13 protein-coding genes are annotated in these 16976 nt (G+C 57.6%); 6 read left to right on the top strand and 7 right to left on the bottom strand.

Annotated elements, in window-relative coordinates; translation table 11 throughout:
• Positions 1-98 precede the first annotated feature (98 nt).
• Positions 99-1304 (bottom strand): trans-sulfuration enzyme family protein, encoded by a 1206-nt coding sequence (locus SH410x_RS00310; protein WP_473673608.1) that lies wholly within the window; start codon positions 1302-1304, stop codon positions 99-101.
• Between the two features lie 333 nt (positions 1305-1637).
• Here SH410x_RS00310 and SH410x_RS00305 point away from each other — a divergent pair, with 333 nt between their 5' ends.
• The gene (locus SH410x_RS00305) at positions 1638-2993 is read left to right on the top strand and encodes a hypothetical protein (protein WP_473673606.1); all 1356 of its coding nucleotides are present in this window, start codon (positions 1638-1640) and stop codon (positions 2991-2993) included.
• A gap of 252 nt (positions 2994-3245) precedes the next feature.
• On the opposite strand, the gene SH410x_RS00300 is transcribed toward SH410x_RS00305, so the two are convergent.
• Complete coding sequence (locus SH410x_RS00300) at positions 3246-4169, bottom strand: DUF1571 domain-containing protein (protein WP_473673604.1); 924 nt, start codon at positions 4167-4169, stop codon at positions 3246-3248.
• Positions 4170-4497: 328 nt separating this feature from the next.
• Between SH410x_RS00300 and SH410x_RS00295 the strand changes: the two genes are divergently transcribed.
• Positions 4498-4965, top strand: coding sequence for a hypothetical protein (locus SH410x_RS00295; RefSeq protein WP_473673602.1), 468 nt, complete (start codon positions 4498-4500; stop codon positions 4963-4965).
• 209 nt (positions 4966-5174) lie between these two features.
• Here the strand turns inward: SH410x_RS00295 and SH410x_RS00290 are convergent, their stop codons facing one another.
• From SH410x_RS00290 to SH410x_RS00270, 5 genes are all read right to left on the bottom strand, one after another.
• Positions 5175-6152, bottom strand: a complete 978-nt coding sequence (locus SH410x_RS00290) for a dihydrodipicolinate synthase family protein (protein ID WP_473673601.1) — start codon at positions 6150-6152, stop codon at positions 5175-5177.
• 120 nt (positions 6153-6272) lie between these two features.
• On the bottom strand, positions 6273-7148 hold the full coding sequence (gene sucD, locus SH410x_RS00285; protein ID WP_473673600.1) for a succinate--CoA ligase subunit alpha: 876 nt from the start codon (positions 7146-7148) through the stop codon (positions 6273-6275).
• 105 nt (positions 7149-7253) lie between these two features.
• Complete coding sequence (gene sucC, locus SH410x_RS00280) at positions 7254-8438, bottom strand: ADP-forming succinate--CoA ligase subunit beta (protein WP_473673598.1); 1185 nt, start codon at positions 8436-8438, stop codon at positions 7254-7256.
• 818 nt (positions 8439-9256) lie between these two features.
• The gene (locus SH410x_RS00275) at positions 9257-11521 is read right to left on the bottom strand and encodes an Orn/Lys/Arg family decarboxylase (protein WP_473673596.1); all 2265 of its coding nucleotides are present in this window, start codon (positions 11519-11521) and stop codon (positions 9257-9259) included.
• A gap of 105 nt (positions 11522-11626) precedes the next feature.
• Complete coding sequence (locus SH410x_RS00270) at positions 11627-12445, bottom strand: hypothetical protein (protein ID WP_473673594.1); 819 nt, start codon at positions 12443-12445, stop codon at positions 11627-11629.
• Positions 12446-12819: 374 nt separating this feature from the next.
• Between SH410x_RS00270 and hisC the strand changes: the two genes are divergently transcribed.
• From hisC to SH410x_RS00250, 4 genes are all read left to right on the top strand, one after another.
• Positions 12820-13893, top strand: coding sequence for a histidinol-phosphate transaminase (gene hisC, locus SH410x_RS00265; protein ID WP_473673593.1), 1074 nt, complete (start codon positions 12820-12822; stop codon positions 13891-13893).
• A gap of 149 nt (positions 13894-14042) precedes the next feature.
• Entirely contained in the window at positions 14043-14630 is a 588-nt protein-coding gene (gene hisB / locus SH410x_RS00260; RefSeq protein WP_473673591.1) for an imidazoleglycerol-phosphate dehydratase HisB, read from the top strand.
• A 47-nt stretch (positions 14631-14677) separates the two neighbouring features.
• Complete coding sequence (locus SH410x_RS00255; RefSeq protein ID WP_473673590.1) at positions 14678-15976, top strand: PQQ-like beta-propeller repeat protein; 1299 nt, start codon at positions 14678-14680, stop codon at positions 15974-15976.
• A 207-nt stretch (positions 15977-16183) separates the two neighbouring features.
• Positions 16184-16948, top strand: coding sequence for an AraC family transcriptional regulator (locus SH410x_RS00250; RefSeq protein ID WP_473673588.1), 765 nt, complete (start codon positions 16184-16186; stop codon positions 16946-16948).
• Positions 16949-16976 lie beyond the last annotated feature (28 nt).

Here is a 16976-nt window from a genome sequence, read left to right as displayed (position 1 = left end):
TGGTGGATGCAGATAAAAACCTTGGCATCCCTTCCTTGCGGCTTTCGATTTGAATGTACAACGCGTTGCGAGTTCACGGACGGGACAATGGTCCCATCCTACTTGCCCAGAGCCTGATCGAGATCGGCGATCAAATCGGCTGAATCTTCGATGCCGCAGGACAACCGAATCATATTGTCTTCGATGCCCACTGCCTTGCGCTGCTCGGGCGTGTAGTGCAGATAGCTCATCACAAGCGGCTGCTCGATGAGCGACTCGACACCACCGAGGCTCGCTGCGATCCGCGGTATCGTGACCGCATCAACGACTCGTGAAGCCTCCTTGCCGTCGGCGTCTTTGACCGTGAACGTCATCAGGCCACCGAACCCGTTCATCTGCTTCGTCGCAACCGCGTGGGTGGGATGCGATGGGAGGCCAGGATAGTAGACACGACCGACGCGGGGATGGTTCTCTAAAAACGTAGCGACGGCCATCCCGTTCTCATTGTGCCGAGCCATCCGTAGGGCGAACGTCTTGAGTCCCCGTTCGAGCAGGTAGAGACTGTGCGGCGAGCAGACGCTGCCGAGGTAACCGCGGAAATCGCGAACGGGCTTGAGCAATTCTCGGCTGCCGCAAATCACGCCAGCCAGCAAATCGTTGTGCCCGCCAAAATATTTCGTTGCCGAATGCAGGACGTAATCCACACCATATTCAATCGGCTTGACATTATAGGGCGTGGCCAAGGTTGCATCGATCAAGGTTTCGATACCGTGAGCTTTGCCAACGGCCGCGAACTTCTCGAGATCCACGCAGGTGAGGTGTGGGTTGGTGGGCGATTCAGACACCAACATCTTTGTCTGGGGTGTGATCGCCGCTTCCATGGCGGCAAAGTCACCCGTTGGGACTTCGCGGGTGACAACACCGTAGCGGGACAGGTGATCGGAGCAGAACTCACGACTGCGGTGGTAGCACTCGTCAAAAAAGATGACTTCGTCGCCGGAGGACAACTGGCTCAACAGCACCCCGACCACGGCTGCCATGCCGCTGGAGTACAAAATCGCTTCTTCAGCGCCTTCGAGAGCCGCCAGTTTGGCTTCGACAATCCGTTCATTCGGGTTGCCGTAGCGGGCGTACTCGACGCGATCACTGCGGCCTTCGACGAATTCGATTAAATCGTCGGTCGAATCAAAAGCAAAGGTTGACGCTCCATAAATGGGAGTCGCCAGGGCACCTTCCGAATTCTGATGTCGCTCGCCGCCATGGACGCTACGAGTGGAGATGCCGATTGATTGTGTTGAATTCGTTTTAGCTGAATTGGTTTTCATTGTGATGGCTTTTTAGCAGTGAGGCTGCAAGCGGCCGCAAATCCCTACATGTTTGCGAGCCAAATTTCCCGCGAAATTTGACCAGAGTGAATCGCAGCTTAACGATCGGCATCGGTTTGGGCAACAGATTTTCGTGGCGATATTTTCGAATTGTCGAGAGGCGTGATCGGTCAATTCAAGAGATCACCGTGTCGCCACCGTCGCCAGACGGTGGATCTTTCGTACTGGCATGACGTACAATGCCGGTGGTTTGTCTGAGTGAACCACGCTCTGGTGAGCGTGGCTACTTGGAGGGTTTCGGTTTGAACGCGTCCGTCGCAGTGGATCGTATTGATGATATTTCTTGACCAACGATGGCTCGCGTGCACGTTGCTGATTCTGGCAAGCACCGCCACATCCGCGCAGCAGTTGCCTGCGCAAGACGCCCCCGTGCGGCCAGCGACCGCGCGGGCTTTGGGCCAGCCCCCTGAGGAGACGGAAGATGCGCAGGCGCCCGCACGCGCGTCTGCGGCGTTTTCGCTGCCGCATCTGCCAAGTGACAAGATCGCGGGCGTTTTTCGAGCACAGAGGCCAACTCAACCGTCGGCAGCGCAACTCGATGGCGCAGCGACTGACGGCGAAGCGACGTTAGACGATGCCGAGGTGACTCTGAACGAGATGTCTCAGTGGGTCGACCAACTCGGCTGGGACGAATTTGCCGCTCGCGAACAAGCCACCGCAAAGTTGCGTGCGGCTGGCAAACGGGCCATGCCGGCGTTGCGGATGGCGGCCCAAGAGCACCCTGACCTCGAAGTCAGAATGCGGGCCGGCACCGTCGCTGACGGGATTGCCGGCAACGAGACCGCCGGCCGAGTCGACGCATTCCTCACGGGAAAAGACGTGTCGATGGAGGGTTGGAACGTTGCCCGCGAGATCCTGGGCGATGGTGTTCGCGTTCGCGAATTATACGTCGAGATTTTCCTGCGGCACGAGGCCGCCGCCGCCGCGCTGGAGAGTTCGACGCAGCAGCGATCCGAAGCATTTCGATCCACCATCATCGATATCCAACGTGGAATGTATGTCGAGCAACGCGTGACGACCGAAGCAGATGTGATTGCGTTATTACTGCTGGTCAATGACCACGACATGCCCATCAGCCGGGTCGAAGAAAGCGCTCTATTCACCATCATGCGGCGTGAGGCCACCACCCGACTGTTAGTCGACGCTCAGCTGTCGGGGCTCTTTAGAGCATTGCTGAGTGGCTGGGTCTCTCGCCCGGATGTGAGAAATCGCCAAGAGATGTTGTGGTTTGCCCTGAACTGCGACCTGGAACAATCGTTGCCGCTGGCCCTGGAAACGCTGCAGAAATCTACCGATCCACCGACGCTCGCTATGGCGATGCAAGCGATCTCGAGATTCGGCGACAAGAGCAACATCAATGATGTCGCCAAGTTCCTCGGTGACGAGCGAGCCGCCAGCGAGGTGCAGTATTTCGGCGGCAACGTGATCGAACCTCAACTACGAGACGCAGCGATGGCCGCGATTGTGCTCTTAAGTGACCAGCAGCTCGCCGATTTCGACATGGACCAGAAGGCGATCCATTCCAAGTTCGGTTTCATCGTGCAAGCGATCGGCTTCCCCGCCGAAAACAATGAACTGCGATTGCAAGCGATCGAGAAAGTCAAACGAGAACTGGTGCCCGCTGAATAGACAGCAGCTGGGACGAAGCCCTAACGGCGTGTTGATTTCTTGCGGCCGAGCCGCGTGAGCGGCCGGGTGGCTCGCGTCACCCGATGCCTGACGGCATTCGGCGCCACCATCCCCAGCTAAGCAACGCGTGATCAATAACTGGCGTAGTGGATCTTGTTAAAGATCCATCCAGAACAGGATCTTTAACAAGATCCACTACGGTAAACCCGTCACTTATTGTTCCTGGTATCCTAAATCAACAGCCTGCTAGGCTCACGAGTAGAAGTTGTAGTCTTTATTGGTGGGATCAAAATCGGCGTCGGTCAGCCCCACATTGATTTTGAGATTGAGGTAGTTGTATTCCTCGATCACCGCACCTTGGCCACCGGCCTGGTCCGGCCAATGGTACGCGACGTACCGAATTGGCATGTTCAGTTGATCGTCCATGAACACCTGAGCTTGATAGAACTCGGCGTCCGGCCGCTGTGTCGGTTGAGTCACTTCGAGCACGGTGCAGACGCGATCTTTCAATTTGGCGCCTTTGCGGAACTCACACGTCACGTCTTCGTGACGCATGGCCTGCTCACCCCGTTCGATCAGCTTCACGATCATCTTCTCGACGCCGATTTCGGTCAACGGATAGCGTTGACCACGCATGGCCAGCATCCCGTCGACGGGCAGATTGACGGTGGGCAGGAATCGTCCTTTGAAACCACCCTCGTGCGCGACCAGTTTTCCGTCGTTGCGATTCTCGACGTAGATCACCTCGCGGCCTTTGACAGCGGCCGGCTTCAGGAAACCAATGTAAACGCTGAAGGGCTGCAGGAGCTGACCACCGGACACTTTTCGGTTTCGAACCTTGATCAACATGTATTCGTGCTCACCGACCGTGCCGCTGATCTGCTCGCGCTTGACCAAGATGGCGGTGTAGTCGCGAACTTCATTGCGAGACGTTTCGAGGGCCTGGCGTGCCATGTCCAAACCGCGGCGAAGGGCCGCCTTACCCGGCTCGTCTTGAGGGACCGACGGCTTCGGTGCCGACATGGCAGCGTTGGCAACCCGGTGAACGGGATTGGCCCAGTCAGGGTGCCCTGCTGGCGGCTGTGCGGCGACGCGTGACGCGACCGCGCTAGAAATGAGGCCACCAGTAAACAGTCCCGTGCTCAATCCCAAAAATTGGCGTCGTGGCGTTTTCATCATATTCCTCTTCAGCGAAATCCGTTGCTGTCATAGCGATTCATCGGAATCAACTGATCCACGTTCGACGAATCCATAATCCCTTCTTCTGGTATCGGCACTCAAGACCGGTTGCTCCACCAGACGGACCGCACGTCCCCAAGGCTTCGCAATTGTCATAGTCTCCGGCGAAACGCTAACAGAATGACGGGCCCGACGACCAGTCAGATTTCTGAATTTGACTTCCGCCCCCCCCGTAGCGTAGGATAACGTGCAATCACGCAACCTACTCCGGTTAGGCAATTTCAGCACAACCGGTCGCCCTGGCCCCCATTTTTAAAGTGAACCGATGAAAAATCGCCTGTTTTCCAGCTTCGCCGTCCTTTTAGTCGCCTCCGCTTCTGTGTTTGCGGCGGGTACGGCGGAGACCGACAAGGTCAACCTCGAAGGCGTGAAATGCGCCGTCGCCGATCGCGACGCCAGTGCAGACAAATCTGCAGAATATAAAGAAGGCAAGGTCTACTTCTGCTGCAATGGCTGCGCAGGCAAGTTCGCCAAAGCCCCCAAGGAGTTTGCCACCCAGGCCAACCGCCAACTCGTCCAAACGCATCAGTACGAGCAAAAGGGCTGCCCGATCAGCGGCGGCAAAATTAACCCCGAGACCATGATCAAGGTCGACGGCACCCAAGTCGCTTTCTGTTGCAAGAACTGCAAGGCCAAGGTCGAGGGCGCTGAGAAAAAAGAAGCCTCTGAGCTCGTCTTCGGCGAAAAAGCGTTCGCCAAAGGCTACAAGAAAACTGAGAAGAAAGAAGGCTGAGCCAAACGGAGCCGCGTGGCGAGTGCCGCCAGAGGGTGGAATCCACGTTCGGGCGGACACCGCGGCTCGGTTTCATCCATTCGCTGCCGAACAGGCTATTGATTGAATCGAACCTTCGACGGGCAATCGCGAGCCGAATGCCGCAAGGCATCCGGTAACGCGAGCCACCCAGCCGCTCACGCGACTCGGCTCATGAAACCAACGAGCCGCTAAGCGTCAGCCAGCATCGCGTCGATGTTCGTGGCGATCTGCTGCAGCACGACGCGATCAGAATCCGGGCGCCCCGGGCTGTTGGGGTGCGTTTGATCGGTTTGCAGTTTACCACGCATCCGCAGAAACATGGCGGCGGAATGCTTGTAGGCTGGAACCGGATCGCGGAAGGCGAACATGCCGAGATACTGCAGCTGATCGTTGAGCTGGTAGAACCTCGCGTCTCCATCGGCCCACCACTGGTCGCGCTGGGCAAACGCAGCGGGATGAAACGTGCTCAATCCCAATAGGTAGTCACTGCCGTACATCACCATGTCGATCGCCAAATCATTCCCGGTGAGCACGAGGAAATCCGGGCGAACGCGATCTCGCAGCTCGATACGCTGCCATTCCTGAACTCGATCGAGCGACGAGTGCTTCGCACCGGCGCAGTTGGAAATCCCCAGCAATCGCTCATACAACTCGAGCGAATAGATTTTCCCAAAGGGAGCGAACATGTTCCCCAATTCAAACGCATAGAACGAGTCACAGTCCTGGGCCAGGGTTTGATAGGCGGCCAGGATTTGATCGTCATCGCCCGACGTCAGTCCGTAGGATTGAAACAGAATCGGCGTGCCACCACTGGATTGGACTTCGTCGATGCCACTGCGATACGCGTCAGGCCGGAACGCATCGCCCGCACTATCGGACACGAACACACCACCGAGAAACGGGCGGCCAGCGGCAACTGACGCGGCTCGGCGAAGGGCTTCTTCTCGGACCTCCGCCGTGATCAAGTTGGCATAGCCGGTGTCCATGTTGATCGCGGGTGTCAAACCGGCATCCAACGTCGCCACCGTGTGCTGCTCGAAACGGATCCAGTCAACCTCACCATCGGCGAGGAATGGCAGCAGGATCGCGGACATGCCCGTGATCTTGCGTCGCGGCACGATCATGTCGAGCGGATGGATCGATGAGGTTGATGCAGACTGATTCATGCGTCATGGTCCAATGCGTCGGTGGTCAGCCCTCCCCGGAAAACCCGCTAGGCTCGTTTCCCGACCCTCCCAGCTTCGCCGGGAGGGTGAAGCGATGGGAAACCTATGCAGCGGGCTGTACTACTTGTTCTTGATCGCTTGCAGGACAGCGTCGCCCATTTCAGCGGGGCTGGGGGCGACAACGATGCCCGCATCTTCCAGAGCGGCGACCTTCTCTTCGGCCGTTCCTTTACCACCGCTGATGATCGCACCGGCGTGACCCATCCGTTTGCCGGGAGGTGCCGTGCGGCCCGCGATGAACGCTGCAACGGGTTTTGTCACGTGCGCCTTGACGTAGGCAGCGGCTTCTTCTTCAGCACTACCACCGATTTCACCGATCATCAGAATCGCTTCGGTTTGATCATCTTCCTGATACAGCTTGAACAGGTCGATGTAGTTGGTACCGACAATGGGGTCGCCACCGAGACCGACGCAGGTGCTCTGGCCGAGATTGAGGTTACTGGTCTGCCATACCGCTTCGTAAGTCAGTGTCCCCGAGCGGCTCATCACACCAATTTTCCCAGGCGTGTGAATGTAGCCGGGCATGATGCCAATTTTGCATTCGCCGGGCGTGATCAAGCCGGGGCAGTTGGGGCCGATCAAGATCGAGTTGCTCGCTCGGACCTTCTCGTAGACCCGCACCATGTCGATGACAGGCACGCCTTCGGTGATCGCGGCGATGATGCGGATGCCCGCGTCGACGGCTTCGAGAATCGCGTCGGCGGTGAATGGCGGCGGCACGAAAATCATCGTCGCGTCGGCACCGGTTTGCTGAACCGCTTCTTCAACGGTATCAAAAACGGGCATGCCTTCGACATCTTGACCGCCCTTGCCTGGCGTCACGCCTCCGACCAGCTGCGTGCCGTAATCGCGACAACCCATCGCATGAAACTTGCCTGCATTGCCCGTGATGCCTTGGCAAATGACCTTGGTGTTTTTGTCGACCAGAATACTCATGAGGATAGCTTTTGGCGTTTGGATATTAGCGAGGTACTAATAACCGAGGTGAGATGAAATGAGTGAGAAAGAAGCAAACTGCAATCGGAGCCAGCCGCGACGCGGCTACGCCGTGGCGGCGACGATCTTCTTGGCAGCGTCGGTGAGGTCGACGGCCGTGATCACGTCGACATCGCTGTCTTCGAGCATCTTACGCCCCTCTTCGACTTCGGTGCCTTCGAGACGGACGACCAACGGCACGTTGAAACCGACTTCCTTGCTCGCTTCGATCAATGCCGAGGCAATTGTGGTGCAGCGTGCGATACCGCCGAAGATATTGACCAGCACACCCTTGCAGTTCTTGTCCGAAAGCAGAATCCGGAAGGCTTCGGTGACCTGAGCAGCGTTCGCACCACCGCCCACATCGAGGAAGTTTGCGGGCTCGCCACCGTGGTATTTAATGATGTCCATCGTCGACATCGCCAGCCCGGCTCCGTTGACGAGGCAGGCGATATTGCCGTCGAGCTTGACGTAGCTCAGGCCGGCCTTGCCAGCACGAATTTCACTTTCCTCTTCTTCGCTGAGGTCACGCAGCGCCTCGAGGTCTTTGTGGCGGAACATCGCGTTTTCATCGAACGTGATCTTCGCGTCCAAGGCGATCATTTGTCCGTCGCCGGTGATCACGAGCGGATTGACTTCGGCGAGCGCACAATCGTAATCGATGAAGAACCGGCACATCGCCGTCATGAATTGGAATGCACTCTTGGCTGCTGCGCCTTCGATGCCGAGCTTCTTGCAGATTTTGCGGACTTGGAAAGCTTCCAAGCCGATCGCTGGATCGAAGCCTTCCTTGTAGATCAGTTCGGGGGTTTCCTCGGCAACCTTTTCGATTTCGACGCCGCCCTCGGTGCTGACCATCAAGACGGGTTTGCAAGAAACACGGTCAACGACGATGCCGAGATAGAGTTCGCGAGCGATATCGCAGCCCGCTTCCACGAATACTTTGCCGACGGTTTGGCCTTCGGGGCCGGTCTGAATCGTCACGAGTTTCTGACCGAGCAGGCCAGCCGCTGCGGCTTTGGCTTCGTCGGCTGATTTGCACAGCACAACGCCCTTCTGGTCCGGATTACCGATCACGTTGCCCTTACCGCGTCCCCCCGCGTGGATCTGGGCTTTCACCACTGCGATCTTGCCGCCGAGTTTGGTGTACGCGGCCGCCGCTTCCTCCGGCGAGGTCACCATGTGCCCTTCGAGCACGGGGACGCCTGCGGCGCGGAAGAGTTCTTTGCCTTGATACTCGTGAATTTTCATCAGGACGAATCCAGCAGATCGGGTCAGAGGGTGAAATTATTTTTAGCGTGAACGTCAAACGAGCCGTCGGCGGAAATATACGCCTTGACCGGAAACCTGACCACGGGGGACTAACGGCACCGGATGCCACCCAGTCCCAGATGGGACGATCGCCCCCCTGCCGGTGCCTTGGCCACCCGGGCACCTGTATCTTACGCATCCTTCTTTTCAATCCCGATAGGGATTTTAGATAGTAGCCGGTGGTTTGAGCGCAGCGAACACCACCGGAAAACTGAGACCAACCCTCGAATTTGACCCGGAAAGGGTCACAGACAACCGGGCTGCGACCCCCTTCAGGGTCGAAACCGATTTCGCACGCTCGATTCCCTAGGTGGCCCTACGCTTACCTACGGCGAATGCTTTGCATCCCTATCGAGATATGATCGAAAACCATGCCTCATGAGATGTGCAGGATAAAGCGGGCATCGGACCCCGGTCATTCCCTCGCTCCTGAGCCGCGAGGAACGTCGATTTAATTATTGACGACTTTTCCCTCGCAAAAACCAACGCGGAATCGCTATCAGCTTGGAAAGCTGAGCGACATCGTCGAGTGCCTCTCGGCGATCCGCTGAGTTACCAATGCTGCGATATTAGAATCGACGTCCCAAGCAGGGACAGGTCTACCGGTTCACGAACAGGCCGTCAGCGATTTGCCATGAAGGCGCCAGGCCCGATGTCGCTGTCGTCCCGCCGGGACTTCAAATTGATCCACCGACGCATCCGGAGACTGACTTCCCCGGCAGTGCGTTTCCGTCCCACTCGGGGCGATGGAGCCGCTCTCAAGACATCCGCAGGCAGTCGACGTAGTACCGCCGGACGCCGTCGACCGTTTCTTCGACGAGGCCGTGGATATCGGTATGAAAACCGGGGAACTTGGCGTTGAATCTCCGTGCAAATTGCAGGTACTCAATGATCGTTTGATTAAAACTTTCGCCGGGAATCAGCAGCGGGATGCCGGGCGGATAGGGCGTCAACAACACCGCGGTGACACGCCCAAGCAAATCGTCGATTTCCACGCGGTCAATTTCGCCGTGCGTCATCATGTCGTACGCGTCGGACGGTTTCATCGCCGGCAGCATGTCCGACAGGTACATCTCCGTCGTGACCCGGGCGATGTCATTTTCCTTGTACGTCATGTGGATCGCTTGGCAGAGTTCCCGCAGTCCCATGGCCTCATACTGCGGGAAAAGCTGCGCAAACTCCGGCAAAATCTTCCACATCGGCAGATTTTTGTCGTAGTCATCCTTGAACTGCTGCAGAGCACTGACGAGCGTATTCCAACGCCCCTTCGTGATGCCGATCGTGAACATAATGAAGAACGAATACAGTCCGGCCTTCTCGACGATGACGCCATGCTCGGCAAGATAGCGAGTCACAATTGACGCGGGGATGCCCGTGTCGGCAAACTGGCCGTTGAGATTCAACCCGGGCGTGACGACGGTGCCCTTGATCGGGTCGAGCATATTGAACCCGGGGGCGATGTGGCCGAATCCATGCCACTCATCATCGGCTTTCAATAGCCAATCCGCTTGGGTGCCGATGTCTTGCTCGGGAATTTCGTCCGGTCCCCAGACCTGGAACCACCAATCATCGCCCCACTCGGCGTCAACCTTCCGCATCGCACGGCGGAAATTCATCGCCTCGAGTATCGACTCTTCCACGAGGGCCGTGCCACCGGGCGGTTCCATCATCGCGGCAGCGACGTCACACGATGCAATGATCGCGTACTGCGGCGACGTCGACGAGTGCATCATATAAGCCTCGTTGAATACGTGGCGATCCAGTTTGCGACTCTGGGGTTCCTTAACGAGAATCTGAGACGCTTGCGAAATCCCAGCTAGCAGTTTGTGCGTCGAGTGCGTGGCGAACACCATCGACTCCTTGCACGTCGCCCGGCCATGGCCGATCGCGTGCATGTTGCGGTAGAAATCGTGGAACGTTGCATGCGGCAACCAGGCCTCGTCAAAGTGCAAGGTATCGATCTGGCCATCGAGCAGCTCTTTGAGCATCTCGACGTTGTAGACAATCCCGTCGTAGGTCGACTGGGTAATCGTCAAAATCCGTGGTTTGCGATTGGGATGTGCCGCCTGGGCGGCACGAGCGAAGGGGTTCGCCTCGATCTTTCTTTGAATATTGTCGGGATGAAACTCTTCCAACGGAATCGGGCCGATCAACCCCAAGTGATTGCGTCTGGGCATCAGGAACACGGGCACGGCGCCGGTCATGATGATCGAGTGCAAAATCGATTTGTGGCAATTGCGATCGACGACCACGATGTCGCCCGATGCGACCGTCGAATGCCAAACCATCTTGTTGCTCGTCGACGTGCCGTTGGTGACGAAAAAACAGTGGTCGGCATCAAAGATGCGAGCCGCATTGCGTTCCGAAGCGGCCACCGGCCCGGTGTGGTCGAGCAATTGGCCGAGTTCTTCAACGGCGTTGCAAACATCCGCCCGCAGCATGTTCTCACCAAAAAACTGGTGAAACATTTGGCCGACAGGACTCTTCAAAAACGCCACCCCGCCGGAGTGGCCGGGACAATGCCAGGAATAGGAACCGTCACTCGCGTACTCCAACAACGCCCGAAAAAACGGCGGAGCCAATCCATCGGTATATGCCCGTGCCTCGTGCAAAATGTGCCGGGCGACGAACTGCGGCGTGTCCTCGAACATGTGAATGAACCCATGCAGTTCACGCAGAATGTCATTGGGGATGTGCGCCGAGGTACGGGTTTCGCCGTACAGAAAGATCGGGATATCGTTGTTTTTGAAGCGAATTTCTTGAATGAATTCACGCAGCTTCTGGATCGCCGGCCCCTCGTCGTCGACCTCCGACAAGACTTCCTCGTCGTCGATGGAGAGGATAAACGCCGAGGCCCGCGACTGCTGCTGGGCGAATTGGGACAGATCCCCGTAACTGGTCGCGCCAATCACCTCAACACCTTCGGCCTCGATCGCCTCGGCCAACGCACGGATACCGAGTCCGGAGGTATTTTCCGAGCGATAGTCTTCGTCAATGATCAGAATCGGGAAACGAAATTTCATACCAGGCCTTTGCGGCGCAAACGACTGAGGAGATCAGCAGCAGTTCGGGGGAATAGAAGCAAACGCGAAGTCTACGCCCCGAGTCAAGTTAGTCAAAGGCGCTTGTCATTCGCCCTGGAACACGATCGCATGCAGGCGGTCGATCGCGGCTTGAGTTTGACTGCGTGAGCGCAAGGGCGGGATTCGCTGCATGAACTTGTCATTGACCGCCTTGGACTTCAAAAATCGCCGCAGCCGCTTGGGATCCTCGTCACGGTACTGCTCGGCAGCTTGGTACACACGCACCCCGTAAGTAGCGTCGACGAGTCGCTCGATCACGCTCGTCCACCATGCCATCCAATCGGGATTGCCGCCCGCCTCAGGTTGCCCTGAATTGCTGGACTGGTTCTGCGGCGAATCGGAATCGGCTTCCGAACGGGCTTGCTCGGCTTTCCATTGCCGGGTCAACGATGGCGGAAGGCAGGGGTCGAGCGTGGTGGCTTCGAACTGCAACGCACCGAGCAGGCTGTCTTCGGGGCAGCGTTGGACGAAGGCGTCGAGCAGGGCTCCCCGCCAACTTCCACGCTCGATCGGCAAACCGGTCGTGATCTCCATCGCCACCAGATCCGCCAGTTCGATGTAGACCGCTTCCACGGTCGCTTCAAAGATGGCGGAATGAGGCGGCGCCGAGCGCGCCGTCAACAGCGATGTCGTCACTCGTTCGAGCAGCCAAATTCGCTGTTCCGGCTCCCACATCGAAAACCAATGAGGCGCCTGGAAGCCATATCCACCCGCCGACTCGTCTGCCACCGAATTTTCGTCCAGATCGATCGGGTCGGCGTCAAATTCCATGGTCAACTGATCGAGCATCATGCCGACCGAACCGCGAAATAACGCTGCCTCGGCACCCGTCAGGCATCGCATGCCGTTGGTCAGTGGCCACATGGTTGATTACCGCAGAAGGAAGGATCCATTTCAACTCGCGCCCAGTCTATTCCGGATTTTTCCGATTGCACTGGTTTTACGCAATCCCAATAGCGTTTTTTTAACCGATCGAGCCGCCCGGGGGCGACGGATGACCATTGTGAACTATTCTTCACCTCCCCACCAGCTTTGCTGGCTAATCGCGTCAAAAATCGCAGCCCGCTGGGGACACGGTGGAACGATAAATTCGAGCCTATCGCTCTTTATCGCTTCCACGCCTAAAATCGGGGCATCGGTCCTCAGAAACGATCGCCCGATTCGACGTCCGCTTAGCCGGGAGCTAGTAGCTGATCGCTAGTAGCAAACAGCTAGTAGCTCTAGCCCACTGCACTGACTTGCAATTTCGCCCTGCCCTGACGCAGATGAAACCGTACGCACCGGGGGAACAACCTCCGCCGGGCAAGTTCATCAAGCTCAATACGAACGAAAACCCATACCCACCACCTGCCGCGGTGGTTCGCGCGATCACCGACGCGGCCAACGGTCCGCTGAATCGCTACCCTGATCCGGTAGCGAACAGCTTTCGCCGCGCCGCCGCCGAAGCACTCGGATTGCCTGGCCCAGAATGGGTGCTCGCCGGGAACGGCAGCGATGAAATTCTGACGCTGCTCGTCCGTGGCTTTGTCGGTGAATCGCAATCGCTGCGGCTGCCCACCCCGAGTTACATCTTGTACCGCACGCTGGCTGATATCCAGGGTGCAAAATGGGAGCAAGTTGCCTTCAACGACGACTGGCAGTTACCGGCCGAATTCCGCCAACCGCGTGAGGACCTACGACTCGTCTTGCTGCCGAACCCGAACAGCCCCAGCGGCACGGTCCTGCCGCCCAGCGAAATCGAGGCCATCGCTGATTCGTTGACGTGTCCGTTGGTCGTCGACGAAGCCTATGCGGACTTCGCCGAAGAGAATTGCTTGGACCTGGTACAACGCCACGAGCGCATTCTCGTCACCCGAACACTCAGCAAATCATATGCATTAGCGGGGGTGCGATTTGGATTCCTCGTCGCCCAGCCGCATGTGATCGCCGAGTTAACGAAGATCAAAGACAGCTACAACTGCGATGCGCTCTCGATCGCTGCGGCGACCGCGGCGATGCAGAGCCAAACGTGGCTGGCTGATATCGTCGCGACCATGAACGGCACCCGCGACCGCATGGAAGTGGAACTCGCCCGTCTGGGGTTTGACGTGGTGCCGTCACATGCCAATTTCATCTGGTGCACCCACCCCAGCGGCCAACACCGGGCGATTTACGAATTCCTCAAAGCCAATCAGATACTGGTGCGATACATGGACTTTGGTGACTGGGGGGACGGGCTCCGCATCAGTGTGGGCACTGACGATCAGATCGACGCGTGCCTGCTAATGATCCAACGTGCCCTTGCCAAGCTGCCCAGCGGCGTCCAGGGTTAAAACACGTAGCTTGGGACCATTGTCCCGAGCGAGCACATCGGTTGCGGACGAGCGCATCGTCCCGAGCGAGCACGTCGGTTGCGGACGGGACAATGGTCCCGTCCTACTGAACATGCCATCCTTCTACACACCTGCAATTCAAAAAAACGATGTCACGAACCGCCTCGATTGACCGCCGCACCGGCGAAACTCAGATTCAACTCTCCGTCAATCTCGACGGCAGTGGCGAGGGCAAACGTCACACGGGGATCGGCTTTCTCGACCACATGTTAGATCTGTTTGCGAAACACTCGTTGATCGATTTGAATGTCGACGCGACCGGTGACTTGCATGTCGACGATCACCACACCTGTGAAGATATCGGCATCGCCTTGGGCAGCGCGATCGATGAAGCGTTGGGAAACCGCGCGGGCGTGTATCGCTACGGTCACTTCACGTTGCCGATGGACGAGTGTCTCGTCACGTCGGCCGTCGACATGGGTGGCCGCTATGCGTTCGAGTACCATGCCCCGATCGCCGCGGACAAGATTGGGACGTTCGACAGTGAACTCGTGGAACATTTTTGGCAATCGTTTGCCGCCAATGCGAAATGCAATTTGCACGTCATCCTGCACCACGGACGCAACGCACACCACATTTCCGAATGCGTCTTCAAGGCGACCGCCCGCGCGATTCGAATGGCCGTGGAAAAAGATCCACGCAACCAGGCCATCCCCAGCACCAAAGGCGTGCTGTAGAGTGATGGTGAGATTCGGTTTCCCCTCGCCTGCTGAGATATATCTTGATGCGTGCCACACCGTGTTTTGCAGCCTGCATCCTTTTCGTGTGCTGCCTGCCTGGCTTTGCCCCTGCTCACGCTGAGTCAACGGATTGGCCCCAGTGGCGTGGGCCGCAACGTGACGCGCATGCCGCCCCGCAAAAGCTCGCCCAGACTTGGCCGAGCAAGGGACCGACACTGAAATGGGAAGCCAGCAATGTCGGTGCCGGTTACAGCTCCGTAGCGATCGCCGATGGGCGCCTCTACACCATGGGCGAGATCGAACAGCAATGCGTTGCCAGTTGTTTTGATTCGAAAACAGGCACGCCCATCTGGCAGTCCAACATCGCCCCCGCGGGCACACGGCGAGAGTACAACCGGGGCTGGGGGGGTGGACCTCGCAGCACTCCCACTGTCGATGGCGATCAGGTATTCGTCTTGTCGGATATCGGCGTGGTCGCGGCATTGCGGCGAGAGACCGGCGATCTGCTGTGGAAAGTCGACTTGGTTGCCGATCACGGCGGCGGCTACCCAAAGTGGGGCTACAGTGAATCGGTGCTGATCGATGGCGATCGCGTGGTCGTCAAACCCGGCGGTAAAAATTTCATGGTAGCGCTCGATCGTCAAAATGGCCAATTGCTTTGGAGCTCCCAGGGCGTCGAGGCACAGGCCCACTATTCCTCCATTCTCAAAGGCTCCTTTGCCGGGACCGAATACTACGTCACCGCGGCAGGCATTGGTGTCGTCGGCTTCGATTGTGAGTCGGGTGCCAAGCTCTTCGAAAATTCATTGACCGGAAATGAGACTGCGACAATCCCCACACCGCTGCTGATTGGTGCCGACAAAATTTATCACACGAGCGATTATGGGGCAGGCAACGCACTCCTGAGACTGACCGGCAGCAGCAAGTCGATCACAGCGGATGTGGTCTATCACCTCGATGATAAAACCATGCTCAATCATCACGGCGGTGTCGTGCTCGTTGATGGTGTGATTTATGGCTTCACCAAAGTCGACGGGGGGACTTGGATGGCACAGGACCTCGCCAGCGGCGAGACACTTTGGCAAAAGAAAATCCGCGGCAACACGAGCGGTTCCATCGCGTACGCCGACGGACGACTGTACTGCTACAACGACGGTGATGGCACCGTGATCCTACTCGAACCGAGTCGATCGGAATTCAAACAAGTGGGGCAATTGAAGCTGCCGCGAGAAACAAAACTGCCACGCGACCGCGGCGCCATTTGGGCCCACCCGGTGATCGCCAACCAAACGCTTTTTATTCGTGATCAAGATCTGTTATTCGCATTCGATATCAAACGATAAAGCTCGGTTCATCCGAGGGAGGCATGCGTCAGAGGTTGTCTTGGCACACCGCATCGATCCGGTGATTCCCCCCGTCCAGGTGTGCCAGCCGAGGTGTCCCCGTCGAGGAGTACCAGCCGAGGAGTACCCGCCGAGGAGTCCCCGCCGAACCTCTGCAACACCGTGTCATTTTGGCCCCCGCTCACTGCATTGCCGAAAACGTCTCGCATGAATAGTCCAGCAAGTCCCGGGTTCAACAGCGGAGCACTTCGAGAGGTACGCTCGATCGACATTGAGCTTCTGGCACAGCTCTTTGAACACGCATCCGACGTAGCCTTTTTTGTCAAAGATGGTGGCGGTTGCTACCTGGCGGTCAATAAGTCACTGGCCCGACGGCATGGATTGAAACGATGCCAAGACGCGATTGGAAAGCGTCCTGTGGACATTTGCGTTGGGAAATTTGGGCTCGTCCCCGCGAGTCAGGATGCCAAGATATTGCGGACCGGCATGCCGCTCATCGATCATCTCGAGATGCAGTGGCACCTGCCCCATGAACCGGTTTGGTGTTTGACGACAAAGCTTCCCATCGTCAACGACGACAGAGAAACCGTCGGGATTGTTGGCTTCTCACGTGATGTTCGCGCACCGGTTGAGAAACACGAAATACCGGAAAAGTTCGCGGCCGTGTTGGATGGCTTCGAACAAAACTTGATGGAACTCAACACGCCGTCGGCGCTTGCAGAGCAGTCGCAAATGTCGTTGCAGCGATTGGCCCGACTCACCAAACGCCTGTTCGGATTGACGCCGAGCCAGTTCATCAGCAAAACGCGCATTGCCGTCGCATCACGATTATTATTCAGTACCGAGAATTCGCTCTCAGAGATTGCACTGGACAGCGGATTCTACGATCAGAGTGCCTTTTCGAGGGCGTTTCGCCGCGCTACCGGTGTGACCCCCTCTGAGTTCCGAAGGCAAGCCAAGCATCGGGGCTGAGCATGCTCTCGAGCCGAACGCTTCCCGG

Source organism: Rhodopirellula sp. SH410 (assembly GCF_055811895.1).
Note: the sequence above shows the minus strand (reverse complement) of the source record. Positions and strands in the feature narration are given on the sequence as shown.

Bases quoted from the DNA above. Each gene is read 5' to 3' on its own strand.
- SH410x_RS00305 (WP_473673606.1), top strand. From the start codon at position 1,638: ATGATATTTCTTGACCAACGATGGCTCGCGTGCACGTTGCTGATTCTG.
- sucD (WP_473673600.1), bottom strand. From the start codon at position 7,148: ATGAGTATTCTGGTCGACAAAAACACCAAGGTCATTTGCCAAGGCATC.
- SH410x_RS00300 (WP_473673604.1), bottom strand. From the start codon at position 4,169: ATGAAAACGCCACGACGCCAATTTTTGGGATTGAGCACGGGACTGTTT.
- SH410x_RS00295 (WP_473673602.1), top strand. From the start codon at position 4,498: ATGAAAAATCGCCTGTTTTCCAGCTTCGCCGTCCTTTTAGTCGCCTCC.
- SH410x_RS00255 (WP_473673590.1), top strand. From the start codon at position 14,678: ATGCGTGCCACACCGTGTTTTGCAGCCTGCATCCTTTTCGTGTGCTGC.
- hisB (WP_473673591.1), top strand. From the start codon at position 14,043: ATGTCACGAACCGCCTCGATTGACCGCCGCACCGGCGAAACTCAGATT.
- SH410x_RS00310 (WP_473673608.1), bottom strand. From the start codon at position 1,304: ATGAAAACCAATTCAGCTAAAACGAATTCAACACAATCAATCGGCATC.
- SH410x_RS00270 (WP_473673594.1), bottom strand. From the start codon at position 12,445: ATGTGGCCACTGACCAACGGCATGCGATGCCTGACGGGTGCCGAGGCA.
- SH410x_RS00290 (WP_473673601.1), bottom strand. From the start codon at position 6,152: ATGAATCAGTCTGCATCAACCTCATCGATCCATCCGCTCGACATGATC.
- SH410x_RS00250 (WP_473673588.1), top strand. From the start codon at position 16,184: ATGAATAGTCCAGCAAGTCCCGGGTTCAACAGCGGAGCACTTCGAGAG.
- sucC (WP_473673598.1), bottom strand. From the start codon at position 8,438: ATGAAAATTCACGAGTATCAAGGCAAAGAACTCTTCCGCGCCGCAGGC.
- SH410x_RS00275 (WP_473673596.1), bottom strand. From the start codon at position 11,521: ATGAAATTTCGTTTCCCGATTCTGATCATTGACGAAGACTATCGCTCG.